Consider the following 19,206-nt stretch of genomic DNA (forward strand, 5'->3'; position numbering starts at 1 on the left):
ATGTCGCGCACACTTATATATATAGCAACCGCAATTGCAACCCTCTTATCAAACAATGTACTTGCCGAGCTTACACCAACTCAGCAGGCCGCAAAAACTCGTGGGATAATGCTTTTCAATCAATACAAACCAGCAGAGCTGGAACTTCGCATAGCAGCCGAAGCGGGCGATGCGGAAGCACAATTCTATTTAGCTGACGAGCTTCGTCAAAAAAAACAAGGAATGACTGTCGAAGCGCAAAAATGGTACGAGGCATCAGCATCACAGGGTGATTATTATGCGATGTTTAAACTCGCCACCGTATCGGAAGACCTGTGCTCGGTTGTCAACCAATGTCCTGCTAGTAGTAAAAAACCAAGTGACTGGCTAGATTTATTGATAAAAACTGCTACGCCTCGCGCTTTGGGTGGCGACGGCGAAGCGATGGCTGTGCTTTACAACGCGACTGCAGAGTTGGATTGGTTGCAGAAATCAGCAGCGGCTGGATATGCGCCGTCACAGTGGTTGCTCGCTAATCGTTACGCCGAGGGGGAAGGCACATTTTTGCTACCTTGGAAAAGAAAGAGTGCCGAGGAGGAGTTGCTAAAGGCTGCTTCGGAAGGAGGTTACCCTCCTGCAATGATCGAATATATTTCGATTCTTTCCCAGCGAAATGATCTGGCAGGTGTTCGGCATTGGTGGGAAGAAGCGGCGAAAACCGGTTATCAAAATGCCGTCGCAACCTATGGTGCATATCTTTCCCACACGCCCGACAAAGTTGGCTACCCCGTCGATTTGATCAAGGGCTACGCACTGGTCTCTTTGCTTAAAGAATTGGATGGCGGTGGAAACGTTCAAGTCTATGTGGAAGGGAAGCTTCCTAAAATTGCTGCAAAAATGACATCGAACCAGATTGAGGAAGCGGAAAAATATGCAATTGAGTGGAAGGCCACCCACCCGCCCCTTTCTTTCTTTCCAAGGAAATTAGGTTTTTAATTAGTAATGAAGCAGAATGCAAGAAATAACCGGTACGAGGCTAATCTTCCCCAATTAGAACAATCGACAGCCTTGTCGTCCGTGCTCTGCCGTATCGTTTTCAAAAGTTTCACAAAGACCGATATACCAGCTAAACAACTGCAACCGAGAAACAACTTAGCACTTACACTACCAAAAGTGATCACCACTACGCTTATTTTATTAACGTTAGCGTCGCCCCAGTCACTGGCGCTTACGAACGAACAATCTCAGGCAAAAATCAAGGGCATTGAACTATACAATCAACACAAAGCCATCTCCGCAATTGAAACATTACAAATAGCAGCCGAAGGCGGTGATGATGAAGCACTTTACTATTTGGGAGAATCTATAAGAAAAAACAACAGATACATGACTCAAGAAGCGCGAAAGGCTTACGAGGAGTCAGCAAAAAAAGGCAATATTTACTCTATGATTCGGCTCGGCGGCGCGGATCAAGATTTGTGCGTGACTATGAACAACTGTTCTTCCTCTGAGCAATCGCCTAAAGATTGGATGAACAAAGCCAAAAACCTTGCTACAGATCAGGCATCTCATGGTGACGCTGAGTCGATGTACCTGCTATGGGAGATAACAGGAAACGATGAATGGCTTGAAAAGTCCGCAGAAAAAGGTTTTGCATTAGCGCAATTTCGTTTAGCGACCAAGTACCAAGAGGGGGGAGGGACATTCCTACTACCCGCTAGCAGATCAGATGAAATCGAAAAATGGATGAAAGCCGCTGCAGAGAATGGTTATCCTCCAGCCATGATGGGATTTGCCGCTACCAGGATTGAAAAAGCCGATTTTTCATCATTTAGAAAATGGAATGAAAAAGCTGCAGCCTCAGGCTATGCATCTGCAGTTTTTGGTTACGCGTCATATATTGGCGAAGCTGAACCAAAATACGGATTCGAATCAGACCCGGTAAAGTCATACGCACTATTGTCGAATCTACTGGAGCTTGATGGTGGTGGAAACGTAATAAACAACGTTAACGACGTATTGCCGGAAGTAGAAAAAAAGCTGTCAAAAGAGCAATTAGAAAAAGCAAAAGAACTCGCAAAAACGTGGAAGGCCACTCACCCACCGCTCTCGTTTTTTCCAGATAAGTTAGGGTACTGAAATTTAGCAGTACAGCCTTATCATTAATTTTTTTCGAGCACGTCAAAGCCCGTACCCTAATGATTCATATCGCAAACGACAAATGCCCGAGACAAGGGAAAAGCAACCGTAAATAACTCAGCTCATGTTCACATCGGTTAACTCGGCCTTAACGCCACAGTCAGAGACTCCATATCACCGCACACCCTCAGCTCTCCCCCGCTGACGTCCAGTGCGGCAGGCTCGTTCGGCTTCGTGCCGGGCGCCTATCCGTTACGCTGGAGTCTTCTCATGAACATTCGTCCCTTCCTACTCACCGCCACCCTCGCCTGCAGCTCATACGCCGCACTGGCCCAAGCCAACGACACCTCCGCCACATCGAATCAAGCACCCTACCAATACGGCATGCCACTACACGTGGCGAAGGTGCTTTCGCTAACCGAGCCGCCGACCCTCGAGTGCAAAGTCATCACCGCCGACATGAAATACATCGACAACACCGGCAAGCCCGCACAAATCAGTTACAGGAAATTATCTGACGCTTGCAGTCAACAGAACTGACAGACGCTTCTGATTTTCCGGTTCGCCATAGGCGTGGGGTGGCTCCGGCGGTTATGCTCGGGGCCTTCCCTACTGCCGCAAGGATTGGCCATGCAGTTGTCGTTCCGCACGTTGTCGAGCTTCACTTCAATCCTGTGTGTTCTGCTGGCGCTGGTCTGGGGATTTTTTCCGGAGGTGTTGCTGGCGATCTGGAGCATTGGCTATTCGGAAGGCAGTGGCGTGGTCGCAAGGCGCAGCGCGGTGCTGTTTGCGGCGTTGGGGGTGATGTTTTATTTGCTGCGCAATGCTCCGCCGTCAGCGGCACGCAGTGCGCTGAGCAATGGTTTTATCGTCGGCTGTTTCGGTTTGGCGGCGTTGGGTTTTGGCGAGTGGCTCAATGGCCATGCCGGCCCCGGGATTTTGCTCGCGGTGCTGGTCGAGTTCGCGCTGGGCCTGGGTTTCGTGCAGGCCCGGCGCGTGACGGTCGAACTGGGTGAAACGGTGGGTTAAACGGCTCGAGAACGAGCGCTGGTTTGATGTGTCGTGGTTTGTTGCGCGAGGTCGGAACGCAGGCCAGCGACCAGGTTGTTGATTTCACGGCAGCTGTTCAGGCGGCTGGCGTCGATTCCACTGACGTAGAGATCGGCCTGGTCGGTCCGATGGTCGCCAAATACTTTGACGGACATCGACAGGTCGGGTGACAGCGTGCACTGGCAGCGTTTCGGCAGGAAGCTGCTTTCAATGATATTGCGTAATTCTAAGGCAGATAAAAACATGGCGAACCCTCTCCTTTCTGTGCGATTGCCAATCAAGTATTCACGCTGACCCTTTGCTGCGCCTTCACGGGTGTGCCCCCGCTGTTTCCTTGGTGCGGCAAATGGTGGTACTGCGAAATGCCCATTGGAGTGTAGGCGTCCAAATCCGGTGCGCCTCACCGGAAGAACGCATAAAACGTGCCTTTGATCGGTTCGTTTGGCGCCCTGCAAAATCAAGCACTTGGAAAGATGGCCAGTATCCTGCTATTTGCAAAATGCATGAACCGACCGCCCATCCACTGCAATCTGCAATCTCCGGCCGAATTTGCTTTCGAAGACCATGACGGCAAGAATGTCTCCCATTGCAATTCAACTCGCACGGAGGCTTCCATGAATTCCTTACGCATTTGCGCGATCACTGGGCTGTTAATCGCCAACCTTTCCACCCTCGCCCACGCCGCCAAGCTCGAAGACGTGGCGCCGTATCCCAAAGCCGAAGCCGGGTTTACCCGTCAGGTCATCCATCTGCCGAAACAAGAGCAGGAAGAGAATTTCCAGGTTGAAATTCTCGCTGGCAAAACTCTGGAGGTGGATTGCAACCGTCAACGTCTGGGCGGTGTGCTCGATGAAAAGAACCTGCAAGGCTGGGGCTATCCGTTCTATCGCCTGGAAAAGATCATCGGCCCAATGAGCACGATGATGGCCTGCCCGCCCGGCAGTCAGAAAAAACGTGCTTTCGTTCCGGTCGTCGGTGATGGCTTCATGTTGCGCTACAACAGCAAGCTGCCAGTCGTGGTGTACGCGCCTTCGGACGTCGAAGTGCGCTATCGCATCTGGTCGGCGTCGGACAAAGTCGGCACCGCCCTGCAGGAATAACCCGAGCGCTTGTTACGCCGGCACGCCGCAAGCAGCGGCGCGCTCGGCGACATGGCGCAGGCTGTCGAAGTTGATGTTGGCCCCGGAGTCGATGGCGACGAATGTCTGATCGCGAACCCCACTTCGCGCCACGTGCTGCTTGATCCCCGCCACGGCTAGCGCCCCCGACGGTTCAGTGATCGAACGGGTATCGTCGTAGATATTCTTGATCGCGGCGCAGAGCTCGTCATTGCTGACCGTGACGACTTCATCTACGCAGAAACGGCACACCTCGAAGCCATATGCGCCGATCTGCGCCACTGCCACACCATCGGCGAAAGTGCCGACGCTGGGCAGAACCACCCGCTTGTCCGCGCGCAAAGCGGCTTGCAGACAGGCCGAATGTTCGGATTCGACGCCGATGATCCGCACCTCCGGGCGCAGGTATTTGACGTAGGCCGCGATACCGGCGATCAAACCTCCGCCGCCGACCGGGATAAAGATCGCATCCAGCGCGCCTTGATGCTGGCGCAGGATTTCCATCGCCACGGTGCCTTGGCCGGCGATCACGTCAGGATCATCGAACGGTGAAACGAACGTGCATCCGGTCTTTTCGGCCAAGTGCAGCGCATGGGCCAAAGCAAAGGGGAAACTATCACCGTGCAGCAATGCGTCGGCACCGCGACTGCGCACGCCGAGCACTTTGAGCTCAGGGGTGGTAGACGGCATGACGATCGTCGCGCAGATGCCCAACTCCCGTGCCGCCAACGCTACACCCTGCGCGTGATTACCCGCCGACGCGGTGATTACTCCCCGCGCTTTCTGCTCTTCGCTCAGTTGCACGAGTTTGTTGTACGCACCACGGATCTTGAAAGAGAACGTCGGTTGCAGATCTTCGCGCTTGAGCAGGACCCGATTGCCCAATGCTTGCGACAATGCCGGCGCAGGCTGCAACGGCGTACGCAGCGCGATGTCGTACACCGGCGCGGCGAGGATTTTCTTTACGTAGTGCTCGAGCAGGGCTTGCTGGTCGGGGCTGTGCGGCATGGTCGTCTCCTGACATTTTTCAGAACCCCGGAGACAGAAAGTAAAAACCCGCCTCTAGGGCGGGTTGGGTGCTGCAGTCGTGAGCTAGCCCGCCAAATGAGGAATGGCGGTAATAATGCTTGGCTGGCAGCGCGATACGGTGAAAGTCATGGGCTGGAAATTAGCCTGCCGGCGGATGACAAGTCAATGGCCGCTGCAGAACTTTGAATCTTCCACAGAACGGAACAGTCACTGCAAAGGAGAACGACAACTTCCGCTCCAAGCCGATGAAAGTGGAGATCAACCATGAACCTTCGCCAAGTGCTGTTCGCCGTACCGCTGCTGGCCGCCGTCCTGTCCAGCCCTGCTGTTTTCGCCGTCGATGAAAGCGACGCCGTCAAGAAACCCGAATGCCCGAAAGGCCAGGTCTGGGACAGTAAAACCCAGCAATGTGTGCTGCAGACCAGCGGCTGAACACAGCCCTGCTAAACTGGCCGAGGTTTTATTCCAAGGAGGATCGCCCTTTGCCAATTTCATCTCGCACTGCCTTGCTGGTCATCGATGTTCAGAACGACTTCATTCCCGGCGGCCAGTTGCCGGTGCCTGAAGGTGACCGTATTGTGCCGCTGATCAACCGGCTCGCGCGCCAGTTCAGGCAAGTCGTTATTGCTCAGGACTGGCATCCGAGCGGGCATGTTTCGTTCGCATCCAGCCATCCGGGCCGGCAGCCCTACGACGTCATCGAGTTACCGTACGGCGCACAAACGTTGTGGCCGGATCATTGTGTGCAAGCCAGTGCCGGCGCCGCATTCCACCCGGAGCTGGATTTGCCACACGCGCAATTGGTCATCCGCAAAGGCTGCAATCCCGACATCGACAGCTACTCGGCCTTTCTCGAAGCGGACCGACGCACCACCACGGGTCTTGCGGGTTATCTGAAAGAACGCGGCATCGACACCGTGTACATGGTCGGCCTGGCCTTGGATTTTTGTGTGATGTTTTCGGCGCTGGACGCACTCGCGGCGGGCTTCAATGCATTTGTGGTGCTGGATGCCTGCCGGGCGATCGATCTGGACGGCTCGCTGGCTGCAGCGTTTGAGCGGATGCAAAGTGCAGGAGTCGAATTGATTCAATCCACAGAACTGGTCTGAACAACCACAGCCATCTGTGGGAGCGAGCCTGCTCGCGAAAGCGTTAGGTCAGTCAACGCAAACTTGGCTGACAGACCGCCTTCGCGAGCAAGCTCGCTCCCACAAGTAAATTTTCAACGTCATGAGCCTCAGGTGTCAGTGGGCAACCACAGCCTGAACCGCGCGCCACCCAATGGCGAATCCTCAACCGTCAGCGTGCCGCCCTGCGCTTCCAGCGCGCGACGGCTGATCGCCAAACCGAGGCCGAAACCACCCGTCGCGCGATCACGGCTGCGGTCGAGCCGATAGAACGGTTCAAAGATCCGCTCGCGCTCGTCGTCGGGAATGCCAATGCCATCGTCGTCAACCCAGATCTCACATCCGCCGGCAATCACCTGTACGCCAATCTGAATGCGCTTTTCGCAATAGCGCATGGCATTGCGCAACAGGTTCTGGATGGCCCGAGCGGTCAGGCGCGGGTCCAGCGCAAAGCGTTCGAGCTGGCCATGCAACAGAACGTCAATCACGATGTCTGGCGATTCCAGCTCCTCATCGACGCTGCCGAGAATGCTGTCAATGAATTCGTCGAGCGACACCTCGATGCGCTCGGGCGATTGCGCCGGATTCTGCAAACGGCTGTAGGAAAGCAACTCCAGCACCAATTCATCCAGCTCACGAATGTGCGCGACCAGGCTCTGCAAGCGCTCGCGGCTGGCGGCCGGCAAGTCTTCCGACAAGGCCAATGCCAGGCCGAAATCCAGACGCGTCAACGGCGTACGCAGTTCATGGGAAACGGCGTTAAGCAGATCACGTTGCTGGTTGAGCAGGTTCTCGATATCGCCGGCCATGGTGTCGAACACGTTGGCGAGGCTGCCGATGTTCGAACTCGGGGCGATCTTGGTTCGCTCGCTCAGATGGCCTTTGCCGAAGCGTTCAGCAGTGCCTTTCAGCCGTTCAAGATCTCGCCAGTGTGGACGCAGCCAAAGCAACAGACAGCCGAGCAACATCGCGCCGATCAGCACGTTGATGCTCCAGTACAGCAGGTCGACGTCGACCGGATCCGGCGGCACGACCATGCGCACCGCCATGTCCGCATTCAGCGGAGTCACCGCCAACGTTCGCCAGCCCCAGTCGCCGATGCGCACCACGTTTTCACCCCGGTGCAGACGTTCCCGCTCAATGGGGGTGAAAACCGGGTCGTCGATTGGCGTCAGGACGATGTGCAGCGGCTGGAATTCCTTGTCCATCTCCGCCGCAATCGCCGGCCACTGCTCTTGCGGCGCAGCATGAAACTGCTTGGTGATCAGCGATTGCAGACCTCGGGAAAAGTCCAGGTTGTAGGTGACGAAGCGATCCCGGAAGGCCATGACCACCAGATCCGGCACCAGATAGATCGCCGCGCTATAGGAGACGATCGTCACCAGATACAGGCGAAACAGGATGCGAAACATTAGCTCAGCATTCCCACTCGGAGCGGCTGAACAGATAGCCCTTGCCCCACACAGTCTTGATCTTGCGCGCCTCGCCAGCGTGATCATCGAACTTGCGCCGCAGCTTGGAAATCGCCACGTCCACCGAGCGGTCAGTGCCATTGAATTCGATGCCGCGCAGCCGCTGCAGAATCTGATCGCGACTCAGCACTTCGCCGGCGTGCCGGGCCAGCACCACTAAAAGATTGTATTCGCCGCTGGACAGCTCAACCGCTTGATCACGCCAGGTCACGGTGCGCTCGGACAGGTCAATGCACAGATTGCCCATGACGATCCGGTCATTGACGGCCAACGGTTCGCCCAGGCTGCTGCGCCGCAACAAGGTACGCACCCGCGCCAGCAACACCCGTGGCTCGCAAGGCTTGGTGACGTAGTCGTCAGCGCCCATTTCCAGGCCCAGCACTTGATCATGGCTGTCATCGCGGGCTGTGAGCATGAGGATCGGCAAGGTCGCTGAATCGGCGCGCAGCAAGCGGCACACTTGTAAACCGTCGAGACCTGGCAGCATTAGATCGAGGATCACCAGATCCGGCGGGCTGATCCGCGCCCGTTCGCGCACATGATCGCCACGGCCGATGACGCTGACGGAGTAACCGTTGCGCTCCAGGTAGCTGGAAATCAGTTCGGCGAGGGCGGTGTCGTCTTCGACCAGAAGGATGTTGGGCATGGGGTGTTCCAGAAAATGCTGGGGCGACAGTCAGGGCTCATTTCGCTCGCACATTGAAATGCGATCTCCTGTGGGAGCGAGCCTGCTCGCGAAAGCGATCGAACTGTCGCAATAAATTTCAAGGCCTGCAGGATATACGCCCTCACCCGCCACGGAGCAAAACCCTTACACAATTTCACACAGCAGCTACAAAGCTTCACCGCTAACCTCCCCGTCTGGCCGTAGGATGCGGCCTTCAATATTGGGGGTTGTACATGTCTGGAAAACTGCTGGCCGGGCTCGGCCTGATCGCATTGGCGCTGACTCTGAGCGCTTGTGATTCATCCTCGAACGCCGAAGAGCAGGCGCCGCCGGCCACGGTGCGCATCGAGACCATCAAAACCCAGCCATTGTCGATCAGCAGCGAACTGAGTGGCCGCATCGCCGCGCCACGGATTGCCGAAGTGCGCGCACGAGTAGCCGGCGTAGTGCTGCAGCGCACCTATCGCGAAGGCAGCGACGTGAAAAAGGGCGATGTGCTGTTCCGCATTGACCCGGCGCCGTTCAAGGCCGATCTGGACAGCGCCGAAGCCGCGCTGCGCAAAGCCGAGGCCAACGCCTTTCAGGCGAAACTGCAAGAACAACGCTATGCCCAGTTGATCGAGGACCAGGCCATCAGCGGTCAGGACTACGACAACGCCCGCGCCGCTGCCCGGCAAACTGCCGCCGATGTCGCCGCCAGCAAGGCAGCGCTGGAACGGGCGAAACTCAACCTCGGTTATGCCACCGTCACCGCGCCGATCTCCGGCCGCATCGGCCGCGCTCTGGTCACCGAAGGTGCTCTGGTCGGACAGAACGAGCCCACGCCGCTGGCGCTGATTCAGCAGCTCAACCCGATCCATGCCGACCTCACCCAGTCAACTCGCGAGCTCAATGAACTGCGCCGGGCGTTCCGTTCCGGGCAGTTACAGGAAGTCGGTCAGGATCAGGTCAAAGCCACGTTGATTCAGGATGACGGCAGCCTGTATCCATTGCCTGGCAAGCTGCTGTTCAGCGACATTACCGTTGATCCGGGTACTGGCCAAATCATCCTGCGCAGTGAATTTCCCAATCCGGATCTCGACTTGCTGCCGGGCAGCTTCATCCGCGTACGCCTTGAGCAGGCAACCATCCAGAACGGCATCACCGTACCGCAACGCGCGGTGCAGCGTGACAGTGCCGGCATTGCCCAGGTGCTGACTGTCGATGAACAGATGCGCGTGGCGCAGCAACCGGTGCAACTGGGTGCGGTGCAGAACAATCGCTGGATCGTCACCGGCGGCCTGAAGCCCGGCGACCGTGTTGTCATCGAAGGCCTGCAACACGCCCGTCCCGGGGAAAAGGTGCAGATCGACGAAACCCCACTTCCACTTGCCCAGACCACTGGTCAGTAAGCAGGACGCTTCTATATGCCGCAGTTCTTTATCGACCGCCCGGTGTTTGCCTGGGTGGTCGCCCTGTTCATCCTGTTGGCCGGAGCGCTGGCCATTCCGCAGTTGCCGGTCGCGCAATATCCCGACGTTGCGCCGCCGCAGATCGAAATCTACGCCGTGTACCCCGGTGCCTCGGCGCAGACCGTCGATGAAAGCGTGGTCAGCCTGATCGAGGAAGAGCTCAACGGCGCCGATCACTTGCTCTATTTCGAATCGCAGAGCAGCCTGGGCAGCGCGACGATCAAGGCGACTTTCCAGCCGGGCACCAACCCGGAACTGGCGCAGGTCGATGTGCAAAACCGCCTCAAGGTGGTCGAGTCGCGCCTGCCGCAAGCGGTCAATCAGCAAGGGTTGCAGGTGGAGAAGGTCTCTTCCGGTTTCCTCTTGCTGATCACTTTGACTTCCAGCGACGGCAAGCTCGATGACGTGGCCCTCAGCGATTATCTGGCGCGCAACGTGATGAACGAGATCAAGCGTCTGGACGGTGTCGGCAAGGCGCAGTTGTATGGTGCCGAGCGGGCGATGCGCGTCTGGATCGATCCGCAGAAGCTCATCGGCTTCAACCTGACGCCAGCCGATGTCAACGAAGCCATCGTTGCGCAGAACGCCCAAGTTTCAGCGGGCAGCATCGGTGATTTGCCGTCGCCTTCCACACAGGAAATCACTGCGACGATTCTGGTCAAAGGCCAGCTGTCGACGCCGCAGGAATTTGCCGACATCGTGCTCAAGGCCAATCGCGACGGCTCCACGGTGCGCATCGGTGATGTCGCGCGCGTCGAAATCGGCAGTCAGGAATATCAATTCGGCACACGCCTGAACGGCAAGCCGTCCACCGCCGTTGGCGTGCAGCTTTCTCCAGGCGCCAACGCGCTGAACACCGCGACACTGGTGCGGGCGAAGATGGATGAACTGGCGCGCTACTTCCCGGCCGGCGTGGAATACAAGATTCCTTACGACACTTCGCCGTTCGTCAAAGTCTCGATCACCAAAGTGATCTACACCCTCGGCGAAGCGATGCTGCTGGTTTTTGCAGTGATGTTCCTGTTCCTGCAAAACGTGCGCTACACGCTGATCCCGACGCTGGTGGTGCCGGTGGCGTTGATGGGCACTTTCGCGACCATGCTGGCGCTGGGGTTCTCGATCAACGTGCTGACCATGTTCGGCATGGTGCTGGCCATCGGCATTCTGGTGGATGACGCCATCGTCGTGGTGGAGAACGTCGAACGGATCATGGCCACCGAGGGCCTGTCGCCCAAGGAAGCCACGCGCAAGGCAATGACGCAGATTACCGGCGCGATTATCGGCATCACTCTGGTGCTGGTCGCGGTGTTTATTCCGATGGCGTTCATGCAGGGCTCGGTCGGCGTGATCTACCAACAGTTCTCGCTGTCCATGGCCACCTCGATTCTATTCTCGGCGTTCCTCGCCCTGACGTTGACGCCGGCGTTGTGCGCAACATTGCTCAAGCCTGTCGCCAAAGGTGAGCATCACGAGAAGTCCGGATTCTTTGGCTGGTTCAATCGTCGCTTCGAGCAACTGACCGATCGCTATCAGGGTTGGGTCGGCTATGCGCTCAAGCGCACTGGTCGCTACCTGGTGATCTACGTAGTCCTGTTGATTGGACTTGGGTTCTGTTTTGCGCGCCTGCCCTCCTCGTTTCTGCCTACAGAAGATCAGGGCTACACCATTACCGATATCCAGCTGCCGCCGGGCGCGACCAAGAACCGCACCGTGCAAGTGGCCGAACAGCTCGAAGCGCACAACGCCGGTGAGCCGGGGATCAGTGACAGTGTAGTGATTCTGGGTTTCAGCTTCTCCGGTAGCGGGCAGAATGCGGCGCTGGCGTTTTCGACGCTCAAGGATTGGTCGGAACGTGGCAGTGACGATGCTGCCAGCTCGATCGCCGACCGCGCCAACGCGGCGCTGAGCCAGATCAAGGACGCCATGGCCTTCTCGGTGCTGCCGCCGCCGGTGGATGGCCTTGGCACGTCCACCGGTTTCGAGTTCCGCTTGCAGGATCGCGGTGGTCTGGGCCATGCGACGTTGATGCAGGCGCGTACGGAACTGCTCGCCGCCGCCGAGAAAAGTCCGGTATTGATGAACGTCCGTGAAAGCGCGCTGGCCGAAGCACCGCAGGTGCAGCTGATCGTCGACCGCAAGCAGGCGAATGCCTTGGGCGTATCGTTCGCCGACATTGGCAACGTGCTGTCCACTGCCGTGGGTTCGAGCTACATCAATGACTTCCCCAATCAGGGCCGCATGCAGCGGGTGGTCGTGCAAGCCGAAGGTGATCAGCGCAGTCAGGTGGATGATTTGCTGAAAATGCATGTGCGCAACAACGCCGGGAACATGGTGCCGCTGTCGGCCTTCGTTCAGGCCAACTGGATTCAAGGCCCGGCGCAGTTGACTCGTTACAACGGCTATCCAGCGATCGCGATATCTGGTGAACCGTCACCTGGGCACAGTACCGGCGAGGCCATGGCGGAAATCGAACGACTGGTTGCGCTGGGGCCGAAAGGTCTGGGTCAAGAGTGGACCGGTTTGTCGTTGCAGGAACGCCTGTCCGGCAATCAGGCGCCGATTCTGCTTGGCCTGTCGCTACTGGTGGTATTCCTGTGTCTGGCGGCGCTGTACGAGAGCTGGTCGATTCCGACCTCTGTATTGCTCGTTGTCCCGCTTGGTGTGCTCGGCGCGGTACTCGCCGTGACACTGCGCGGCATGCCCAACGACGTGTTCTTCAAGGTCGGACTGATCACCATCATTGGTCTGTCGGCGAAAAACGCGATCCTGATCATCGAGTTCGCCAAGAGCTTGTATGACGAAGGTCACGATCTGATCGATGCGACGTTGCAGGCCGCGCGTTTGCGTCTGCGGCCGATCGTGATGACATCGCTGGCGTTCATTCTCGGTGTGGTGCCGTTGGCCATCGCCACCGGCGCCAGTTCGGCCAGCCAACAGGCGATCGGCACTGGCGTGATCGGTGGGATGATTACGGCGACGCTGGCGGTGATCTTCGTGCCAGTCTTCTTCGTCGTAGTGATGAAACTCGTACAACGATTCACCAAACCCCACTGATCCAAATGTAGGAGCTGTCGAGTGCAACGAGGCTGCGATCTTTTGATCTTGAAAAGCTAAAGTCGAAAGATCGTCCGATCGCGGCCCCGGCCTTCGGCAGCTCCTACAAAAGCCGGATCGCCTGCGCTATGGTGCACTGACAGTTCACCGCCGTGAGTCACCATGCGCTTCCTCGCCCGCACCCACCCTCGCCTCTCCGCCGCCGCTCTGCTCGGCCTAGCCACCGGCCTGTTGGTCCCGGCCGATTCCATCGTCAGCAAAATCCTCATTGGCTGGAACGTCGGTGTCTGGACATACCTGATCCTGATGTTCTGGCTGACCATACGCGCCAAGGCCCCCGACGTGCGACGCATCGCCGAAGTCGAAGATGAGAATGCCGGGCTGGTGCTGTTTGTGGTGTGCATTGCCGCGTTGGCCAGTCTCGCCACCATCACCCTTGAACTAGCCGGCAGCAAAGACCTGGAAACCTCACGCAAACTCATGCACTACGGGTTCACAGCGCTGACAGTGACCGGCTCATGGCTGCTGATAGGTGTGATCTTCTGCGTGCACTACGCGAGGTTGTTTTACACCTGGAATGGGAAGGAGCCAGCACTGCGTTTTGCGGAAGGACTGACCACCCCCAATTACTGGGATTTTCTGTACTTCTCGTTCACCATCGGCGTGGCTGTGCAGACTTCGGATGTGGGTGTTGCGACGCGGGATATTCGAAAGATTGTGCTGGCGCAGTCGCTGATTGGATTTTTATTCAATACCGCAATTTTAGGTTTTTCGATCAATATCGCGGCGGGATTGTTTGGCTGATGTTGTCCCGGGTGCGTCAATTCAGGGCTTATGATAAGAGAAAGAGAACCAACGGCCTACGCATTCTGTCAGTCGTGTCAGACCGAATCGGAAACTCATACTTTTTAGCTACTGTAAACTGTCAGGTCTTACAGTTTACAGATCGCCCCATTAGCGCTCTCATAGCTCATCCCGAAAGTTTCCCTTTAAAGCGGGATATCTCGTCACGACATGGAGACCGCAAAAATGCTATCTAGAATTCGCGAGCGTAGAAACGCAATTGGCCCAGGCATGTGCAAAGGAACAATCAATACCGTTGAGAAGTTCAATGCAGGACTGGTTGAGCTATATGAGAAAGCATTCCCGCTCCCTCATGGTGAGGCCTACGTTATGTTTGCTCGGCAGCGCAATGAGGACGACACGACCAAGGAGATCACCCTGTCGTTCACAAAAAGCCTGCCAAATGACAGTTACGTATTGACACCAACCTCCCACGAGGTTCGCCTGACATTCCTTGACAGCAGCGATCCAGCGAAACCTGTGACGTACACTCAGCGTTCAGGCACTGCCATAATCGCCTATGACCGCGATTCAGCCACTCTTTCAGGAAATTTGAACAACGTTGTCGTCGAGAACAACGACGACGACGAGTTGAAACAACTGACCCTGGAGGTTGCGTTCTCAGCAGTGGGAGATATTGTGAAATTACGCGGATACCCTTCTAAAGCCGCGTAGTTCGGAATAAAAAAGGAAGCTTACGCTTCCTTTTTTTGCCTATATCACCACGTATAACGAATACCGAGATTTGCACCCAACGGCTGCTTTATATATTGCCCATTGCTGTACTCGAAATCAGCATGCACGCTGAAATTCCTGGCTATCGCGACGGCCACGCCAGCACCCAGCTCCCCACGAGAACCAGACAGGTCATTATTGAATACATTGTTGTTCACCTGCACTTCGTTGTTCTTTGCAAATTCATGAACCCAAGCAAGGCGAATATAAGGCTGTACAGTCCGCCCCTGATCCAGCTCGATATTCCGACCAGCCGTTAGGCCCGCTTTACCGATGAATGAGTGGGTACGATCTCCTTCTGCCTGCAGATCATTACTTAATGAATAATTCTTCCCTTCAATAACTACCGCTGACCACTGAGTGTAGGGTTCCACGAAGTTTCCATTAGCAAAGGTGATGTGTTTGCCGATTTCCACCGATCCACCGATGGCGGAATTGTCGTAATCACCCTTGGCTCGCGTCCCGTCACTCAATCCGACCTTTGCATCATTATTGAAACGGTTGGCTTTCAACACGCCATCAAAATAATAACCCGTATGCTTATCCAGCCACGTTACATAACCGCCAAGGTAGTAACTTTCGACACTCCCGGACGTCCCCGCATCGAGGTCCAGGTCAGATTGACTTTGACCTGCCATGACACCGATCAACCATTGGCCGTCACCCAATGGTAGCGGCGCATCTGCCCCTAGGGTGAAGCCACTTTGCCGTTGCTTATAGCCGACACCCGAGCCATCGGCGATATTGTACTTGTTCGTGTAAGTACGCCCCCACGCGCCCGCTTGACCTCCACTGAAGCGCAACTCCCCCATACGGGAGCGTAACGAAGTCAACTCGCCCAACCATACCGTCGACGCCGTGTTGAACAGAGCCAGCACGGAACGAGCCCCAGGGCTGATCGTCCGGGTGCTGGGATCCAGTATCCAGTCATTGCCGCTTTTCACCAGACCGTAGGAATACGTTCCTAGATCAACGTCGCGATTCATGAAAAAAACGGCGTCACCCCCGGCTGTTTGCACCACCCGAACAGGTTGCCCACTGGCAGGATCATTACCGCTGCTTGCGATGAGCAGCTCATGTGTTCCTTGGGCGGTTCCTGTGATATTCAGCACATCCGTCTCACCCGTGGTGAAATTGGTGCCCATTACAAAGCGGCCGTTGCCGGAGAGCGATGCCACGTTGAGTTGATAAAAGGCATCGGAGGTACCGAAGACCACAGAGCCACCGCTATTCAGGTTCAGTTGGTCAATGCTGCTGTTGCTGGTCAGTACCCACCGGGAACTGTCATTGATCGTGGCACTCTGCACATTTTGCAATTGACCTGTCAGCGTCGAATTGTTTTGCAGAGTCAGTCTTGCGATGCTGCCCTGCTCAGTGACGATGTCACCCTTGAGGGTGCTGTCGTTGACCGCGAGAGAGGCATCAGCCCCACCTCGGACATCCAGTAACGTGCCATTGCCAGAGAGCAAGCGAGAGTTGGTCAAGGTGATGGCCGATGGCGAGTCTTCGGCGTTGGCATGGTTGACCAGAATCGCTGAGCCGGATATGCCTTGCACGGTAGTGTTTTCAAGGTTCAGCGTCGCGGGTTGAACCCTATTCGGATCGGAGTTGATGACCACGCCCTCGCCACCTCCCGTGATCGTGCTGTTTTGGGCATTTGCCTGGCCGCTACTCAGCCGCAGTCCGTAACTGGTGGCCCCAGTCCCGATAAGGTCGGAGTCACTGAGGTTCAGGACGCTGAAAGCACTGACCAGAGCGCCACCGGTCACACCAGTGATCCGCGTGCCATTGGCAACTGACACGCTGGACCCTTCTTGTCCTTGGGAATCACGTACCACTTGGAGCCCTAACCGATTCCCGGAAATTGTACTGCTGTCAATTGTCGCTTGTGTGCTACTCAGAAGGACCGCTGCCAGGCCGCTCGTAGAAGAAACTGTTGCACCACGCAGATTGACCGTCGACCCTTGGCGAGCAGTTATCTGCCGTATCGTGCTACCGGGATTCACGATCAAAGTAGAGTTTTCAGAGGTGATAGCCAGCGTTTGTGCGCCGTTCACGGTCAGCGTTGCATTCTGCGCGAGGTCCCATCGTTCCGGCACACCGCCATTTACCGTTTCCTCCCGCCCAACGACCGGCGCTGCGCTGACGGTGGCACTGAACACCGCCAACAATGAAGGGCTGGCCATCATAAAATACCCCAAACGGCCCAAAACCGAAAACGACTTACCCCGCATAATGAATACCTGCTTTGTGTTTAATGGAATGGCAGTAGTAGCCATCCTTCGAGGGGCGCAAGGCTATAGAGAAAACTTTTGAAGTTCTGTAGGACTTGTCCTCAGATTGAAGGAGAATTTTCTTTCAGATTGCAAGATTCAACACCCAGCCATAAGTGAATAGGGGCGCTGACAAAATTATTGCCCACGCGTCCCCTATGATTAATCAACGATCATGGGGTGATGAAATCCTCACAAAACCGACCTTGGCTATCGTCCAGATCCAATTCGTTTTCAGCAGGCAATGAGTCCGGAGTTGGATTATTGCCAGCGCCCCCGCGGGAAATGGAATAAGTCACACGCGCCCTTTGGAGATGAGCCGGTTTGAAATCCTCGGCGTAATCGCCAATTCCGATAATTACGCCGTCGGGAGGGAATGTCCCTGTAATCGGGAATGTAGCTACTGCATCAGTACCATCGATTGGTTTGCTAGGATCCGCCAGTTCATATGCCTGGTACTTCAAAGTAATGGTTTCTCCATCGACGGTGTAGGTATTGGGCAATACGCGCACGTGCAGATTACGCCTTTCCGTACCGTCATTTGGAATGGTCGCCGTAGGGAAGTTCAACGTGGAACACCCTATTCTTCTTCGCGACCCGGCTAGATTCAGTATTACCGGTGCAGCCATTTCAATCGGGAAAGGTTCCACAACGATATCTTTTGTCCTGGAAGCAGTCGGGTTTTTAGACCCAGGAGTGTAAAGCGTATAGCGCAGTACCTTGGTCCCGCTTTCTTGCTTCAGAACAACAGGCCAAGGCAGCGGATGGTCGAGTGTGTCGCCTTCCTGGCCTGATGTCAGCGCAATCGATTCGCCTATTTTGATGTCGTCATAGAACACATCGATCAACCAGCCTTCTTCGGTCGGTGGCGTTGCGAAAAGTTTAATATGCACGTTGATACCGGAATCGCCATAATCACCTTCCTTGATTTCGTCGGCGCTACCAGCAGTTGTTGTCAACGTAGGCGGATCGAGGCCAATCGTAATTGGATCCGGACCGATATATGAAATGTCGACGTCAATTTCTACATCGTCTTCAGCGAGCAACCTGAGACCACGAAACATCTTGAAGCTCACATCGGTTATAACAACACCATCGGTATCCCCATAACCCTGCTTTACAAGATCATACGGGGCGTAAAACGTCAGTTCGGTATTGGCACCCACTCGCTGTTCAGCGCCTGCGGCCTGGTCTGCCCAATAACCGGTAATAGTGTCAGTTTGAGCATTGGGAGTTGGAACCTTGACCTTGAACTCCACACCTTTGCTATCGAACTGCGTATCCGCAAGATCGATCAAGTTGTCGCCGTCTGCACCGTTGGCCAACGTTACTATCGGAGGCAGCACCGTGGCGGGATCAGGATCTTTGGCATGTTGAACGGTACGTTGACTAAAGTTTGATCGTTTCCCTTCATTTCCTGGCAAGTCTCTGGCTATATAAATAAGCTGATTCGGCCCATCCGGGGCATTTACGAATACCTGTATTGGAATCTCAGCATCCTGAGTGGCCGACAGCACCCCCTCGAACACTGGTGTATCGCGAACCGGATCGGGCGCAGGCCCGAAAAAAAATCTGTAGACATCAGTTGCTTCGTAATTTGCAGGGATTGCCGGCTTGACAACAATTCCAGTCTTGCCTTCGAGGTACGCCTCGTCGATAGGTGTGGTCGGGAGCAAATCGCCTGGCCACTCTGCGGCACCAGGAGTCCGATCGGCAGGCGGGTTTTTTACTTGATAGGGTCGCGTCAGATCAATTGCAAAAGTACTGATACCGGACTCGGTATCGTTGATACCGCCCGCAAAATAGACATACCGAAACTCCCATTCCGTAGGCGTTTCGGAGAAAGTTCCTCTCTGAACAGGTTGCGTCGGATCTTGTAGGGTACCGTCCAGTCTCGCTTATCAACAGGCCCAGGTAAAATGTACGGAGCGTCATCACCTGAATCGACAATGTCAATCCACGGTATGGAACCTTTTATACGAATCTGCGGTATAAACGAATCTTCATCATCTTCAAGTGCGGGTTTCGGAACCACATACTCCAGATCACTGACAAGAGCAGCAATTGGAATGCGCAAATCGGGAAGTAGTGTTTGTGCAGGAAAAGTAACGGCTACTGGCATATCAAGAGCATTTTCGACTACGGATTTTTTCCTCAGCGCCGCCACTCTGGACAGATTGGCTTTTTTAACTATAGCGTTCATTATTTTCTCCCTGCTTTTTTCAGTTAGGTATGTCTTCTCTTCAATCACTTGTTGCCAAGCACCTAC

Annotated in this window: 17 protein-coding genes and 1 pseudogene; 11 read left to right on the top strand and 7 right to left on the bottom strand. The window is 55.6% G+C overall.

The window, feature by feature from the left end:
* From AC0IXA_RS02405 to AC0IXA_RS02420, 4 genes are all read left to right on the top strand, one after another.
* Positions 1–975 carry a tetratricopeptide repeat protein gene (locus tag AC0IXA_RS02405; protein ID WP_110645398.1) on the top strand — a complete coding sequence of 325 codons (975 nt, stop codon included), beginning with the start codon at positions 1–3 and terminating at the stop codon, positions 973–975.
* Positions 976–981: 6 nt separating this feature from the next.
* Entirely contained in the window at positions 982–2,118 is a 1,137-nt protein-coding gene (locus tag AC0IXA_RS02410) for a tetratricopeptide repeat protein (RefSeq protein WP_460154463.1), read from the top strand.
* A gap of 270 nt (positions 2,119–2,388) precedes the next feature.
* Complete coding sequence (locus tag AC0IXA_RS02415) at positions 2,389–2,658, top strand: DUF2790 domain-containing protein (RefSeq protein WP_341637386.1); 270 nt, start codon at positions 2,389–2,391, stop codon at positions 2,656–2,658.
* 90 nt (positions 2,659–2,748) lie between these two features.
* Positions 2,749–3,147 (top strand): hypothetical protein, encoded by a 399-nt coding sequence (locus tag AC0IXA_RS02420; protein WP_471811496.1) that lies wholly within the window; start codon positions 2,749–2,751, stop codon positions 3,145–3,147.
* On the opposite strand, the gene AC0IXA_RS02425 is transcribed toward AC0IXA_RS02420, so the two are convergent.
* Positions 3,144–3,413, bottom strand: coding sequence for a DUF1652 domain-containing protein (locus AC0IXA_RS02425; protein ID WP_016774885.1), 270 nt, complete (start codon positions 3,411–3,413; stop codon positions 3,144–3,146). The two genes, AC0IXA_RS02420 and AC0IXA_RS02425, sit on opposite strands and share 4 nt — an antisense overlap.
* Positions 3,414–3,782: 369 nt before the next feature.
* On the opposite strand from AC0IXA_RS02425, the gene eco reads away from it, so the two are divergent.
* Positions 3,783–4,268: a serine protease inhibitor ecotin gene (gene eco / locus AC0IXA_RS02430; protein WP_471811498.1), complete on the top strand. Its 486-nt coding sequence runs from the start codon at positions 3,783–3,785 to the stop codon at positions 4,266–4,268.
* Positions 4,269–4,304: 36 nt separating this feature from the next.
* Here the strand turns inward: eco and ilvA are convergent.
* Positions 4,305–5,294 (bottom strand): annotated as a pseudogene (ilvA, locus tag AC0IXA_RS02435) (threonine ammonia-lyase, biosynthetic); the annotation flags it as partial.
* 285 nt (positions 5,295–5,579) lie between these two features.
* On the opposite strand from ilvA, the gene AC0IXA_RS02440 reads away from it, so the two are divergent.
* Both AC0IXA_RS02440 and pncA read left to right on the top strand, forming a co-directional pair.
* Positions 5,580–5,747, top strand: coding sequence for a hypothetical protein (locus AC0IXA_RS02440; RefSeq protein WP_471811500.1), 168 nt, complete (start codon positions 5,580–5,582; stop codon positions 5,745–5,747).
* A 50-nt stretch (positions 5,748–5,797) separates the two neighbouring features.
* Entirely contained in the window at positions 5,798–6,424 is a 627-nt protein-coding gene (gene pncA, locus AC0IXA_RS02445) for a bifunctional nicotinamidase/pyrazinamidase (protein WP_471811502.1), read from the top strand.
* 128 nt (positions 6,425–6,552) lie between these two features.
* On the opposite strand, the gene AC0IXA_RS02450 is transcribed toward pncA, so the two are convergent.
* Positions 6,553–7,854 carry an ATP-binding protein gene (locus AC0IXA_RS02450; protein WP_471811504.1) on the bottom strand — a complete coding sequence of 434 codons (1,302 nt, stop codon included), beginning with the start codon at positions 7,852–7,854 and terminating at the stop codon, positions 6,553–6,555.
* A gap of 4 nt (positions 7,855–7,858) precedes the next feature.
* Positions 7,859–8,560, bottom strand: coding sequence for a response regulator (locus AC0IXA_RS02455; protein ID WP_016774890.1), 702 nt, complete (start codon positions 8,558–8,560; stop codon positions 7,859–7,861).
* A gap of 254 nt (positions 8,561–8,814) precedes the next feature.
* Between AC0IXA_RS02455 and AC0IXA_RS02460 the strand changes: the two genes are divergently transcribed.
* From AC0IXA_RS02460 to AC0IXA_RS02475, 4 genes are all read left to right on the top strand, one after another.
* Positions 8,815–9,972 (top strand): efflux RND transporter periplasmic adaptor subunit, encoded by a 1,158-nt coding sequence (locus AC0IXA_RS02460; RefSeq protein ID WP_471811506.1) that lies wholly within the window; start codon positions 8,815–8,817, stop codon positions 9,970–9,972.
* A gap of 15 nt (positions 9,973–9,987) precedes the next feature.
* Positions 9,988–13,086, top strand: a complete 3,099-nt coding sequence (locus tag AC0IXA_RS02465; RefSeq protein WP_471811508.1) for a multidrug efflux RND transporter permease subunit — start codon at positions 9,988–9,990, stop codon at positions 13,084–13,086.
* Between the two features lie 162 nt (positions 13,087–13,248).
* The gene (locus AC0IXA_RS02470) at positions 13,249–13,890 is read left to right on the top strand and encodes a DUF1345 domain-containing protein (RefSeq protein ID WP_341637379.1); all 642 of its coding nucleotides are present in this window, start codon (positions 13,249–13,251) and stop codon (positions 13,888–13,890) included.
* A gap of 225 nt (positions 13,891–14,115) precedes the next feature.
* Entirely contained in the window at positions 14,116–14,604 is a 489-nt protein-coding gene (locus AC0IXA_RS02475) for a hypothetical protein (protein ID WP_122611362.1), read from the top strand.
* Between the two features lie 44 nt (positions 14,605–14,648).
* Here the strand turns inward: AC0IXA_RS02475 and AC0IXA_RS02480 are convergent, their stop codons facing one another.
* From AC0IXA_RS02480 to AC0IXA_RS02490, 3 genes are all read right to left on the bottom strand, one after another.
* The gene (locus AC0IXA_RS02480) at positions 14,649–16,943 is read right to left on the bottom strand and encodes an autotransporter outer membrane beta-barrel domain-containing protein (RefSeq protein ID WP_471811510.1); all 2,295 of its coding nucleotides are present in this window, start codon (positions 16,941–16,943) and stop codon (positions 14,649–14,651) included.
* Between the two features lie 167 nt (positions 16,944–17,110).
* A complete protein-coding gene (locus AC0IXA_RS02485) occupies positions 17,111–18,613 on the bottom strand; it encodes a hypothetical protein (protein ID WP_471811512.1) in 1,503 nt (500 codons plus the stop codon).
* 68 nt (positions 18,614–18,681) lie between these two features.
* On the bottom strand, positions 18,682–19,140 hold the full coding sequence (locus AC0IXA_RS02490) for a hypothetical protein (RefSeq protein WP_471811514.1): 459 nt from the start codon (positions 19,138–19,140) through the stop codon (positions 18,682–18,684).
* Between the last annotated feature and the right edge of the window lie 66 nt (positions 19,141–19,206).

The organism is Pseudomonas sp. AC083 (genome assembly GCF_979253165.1).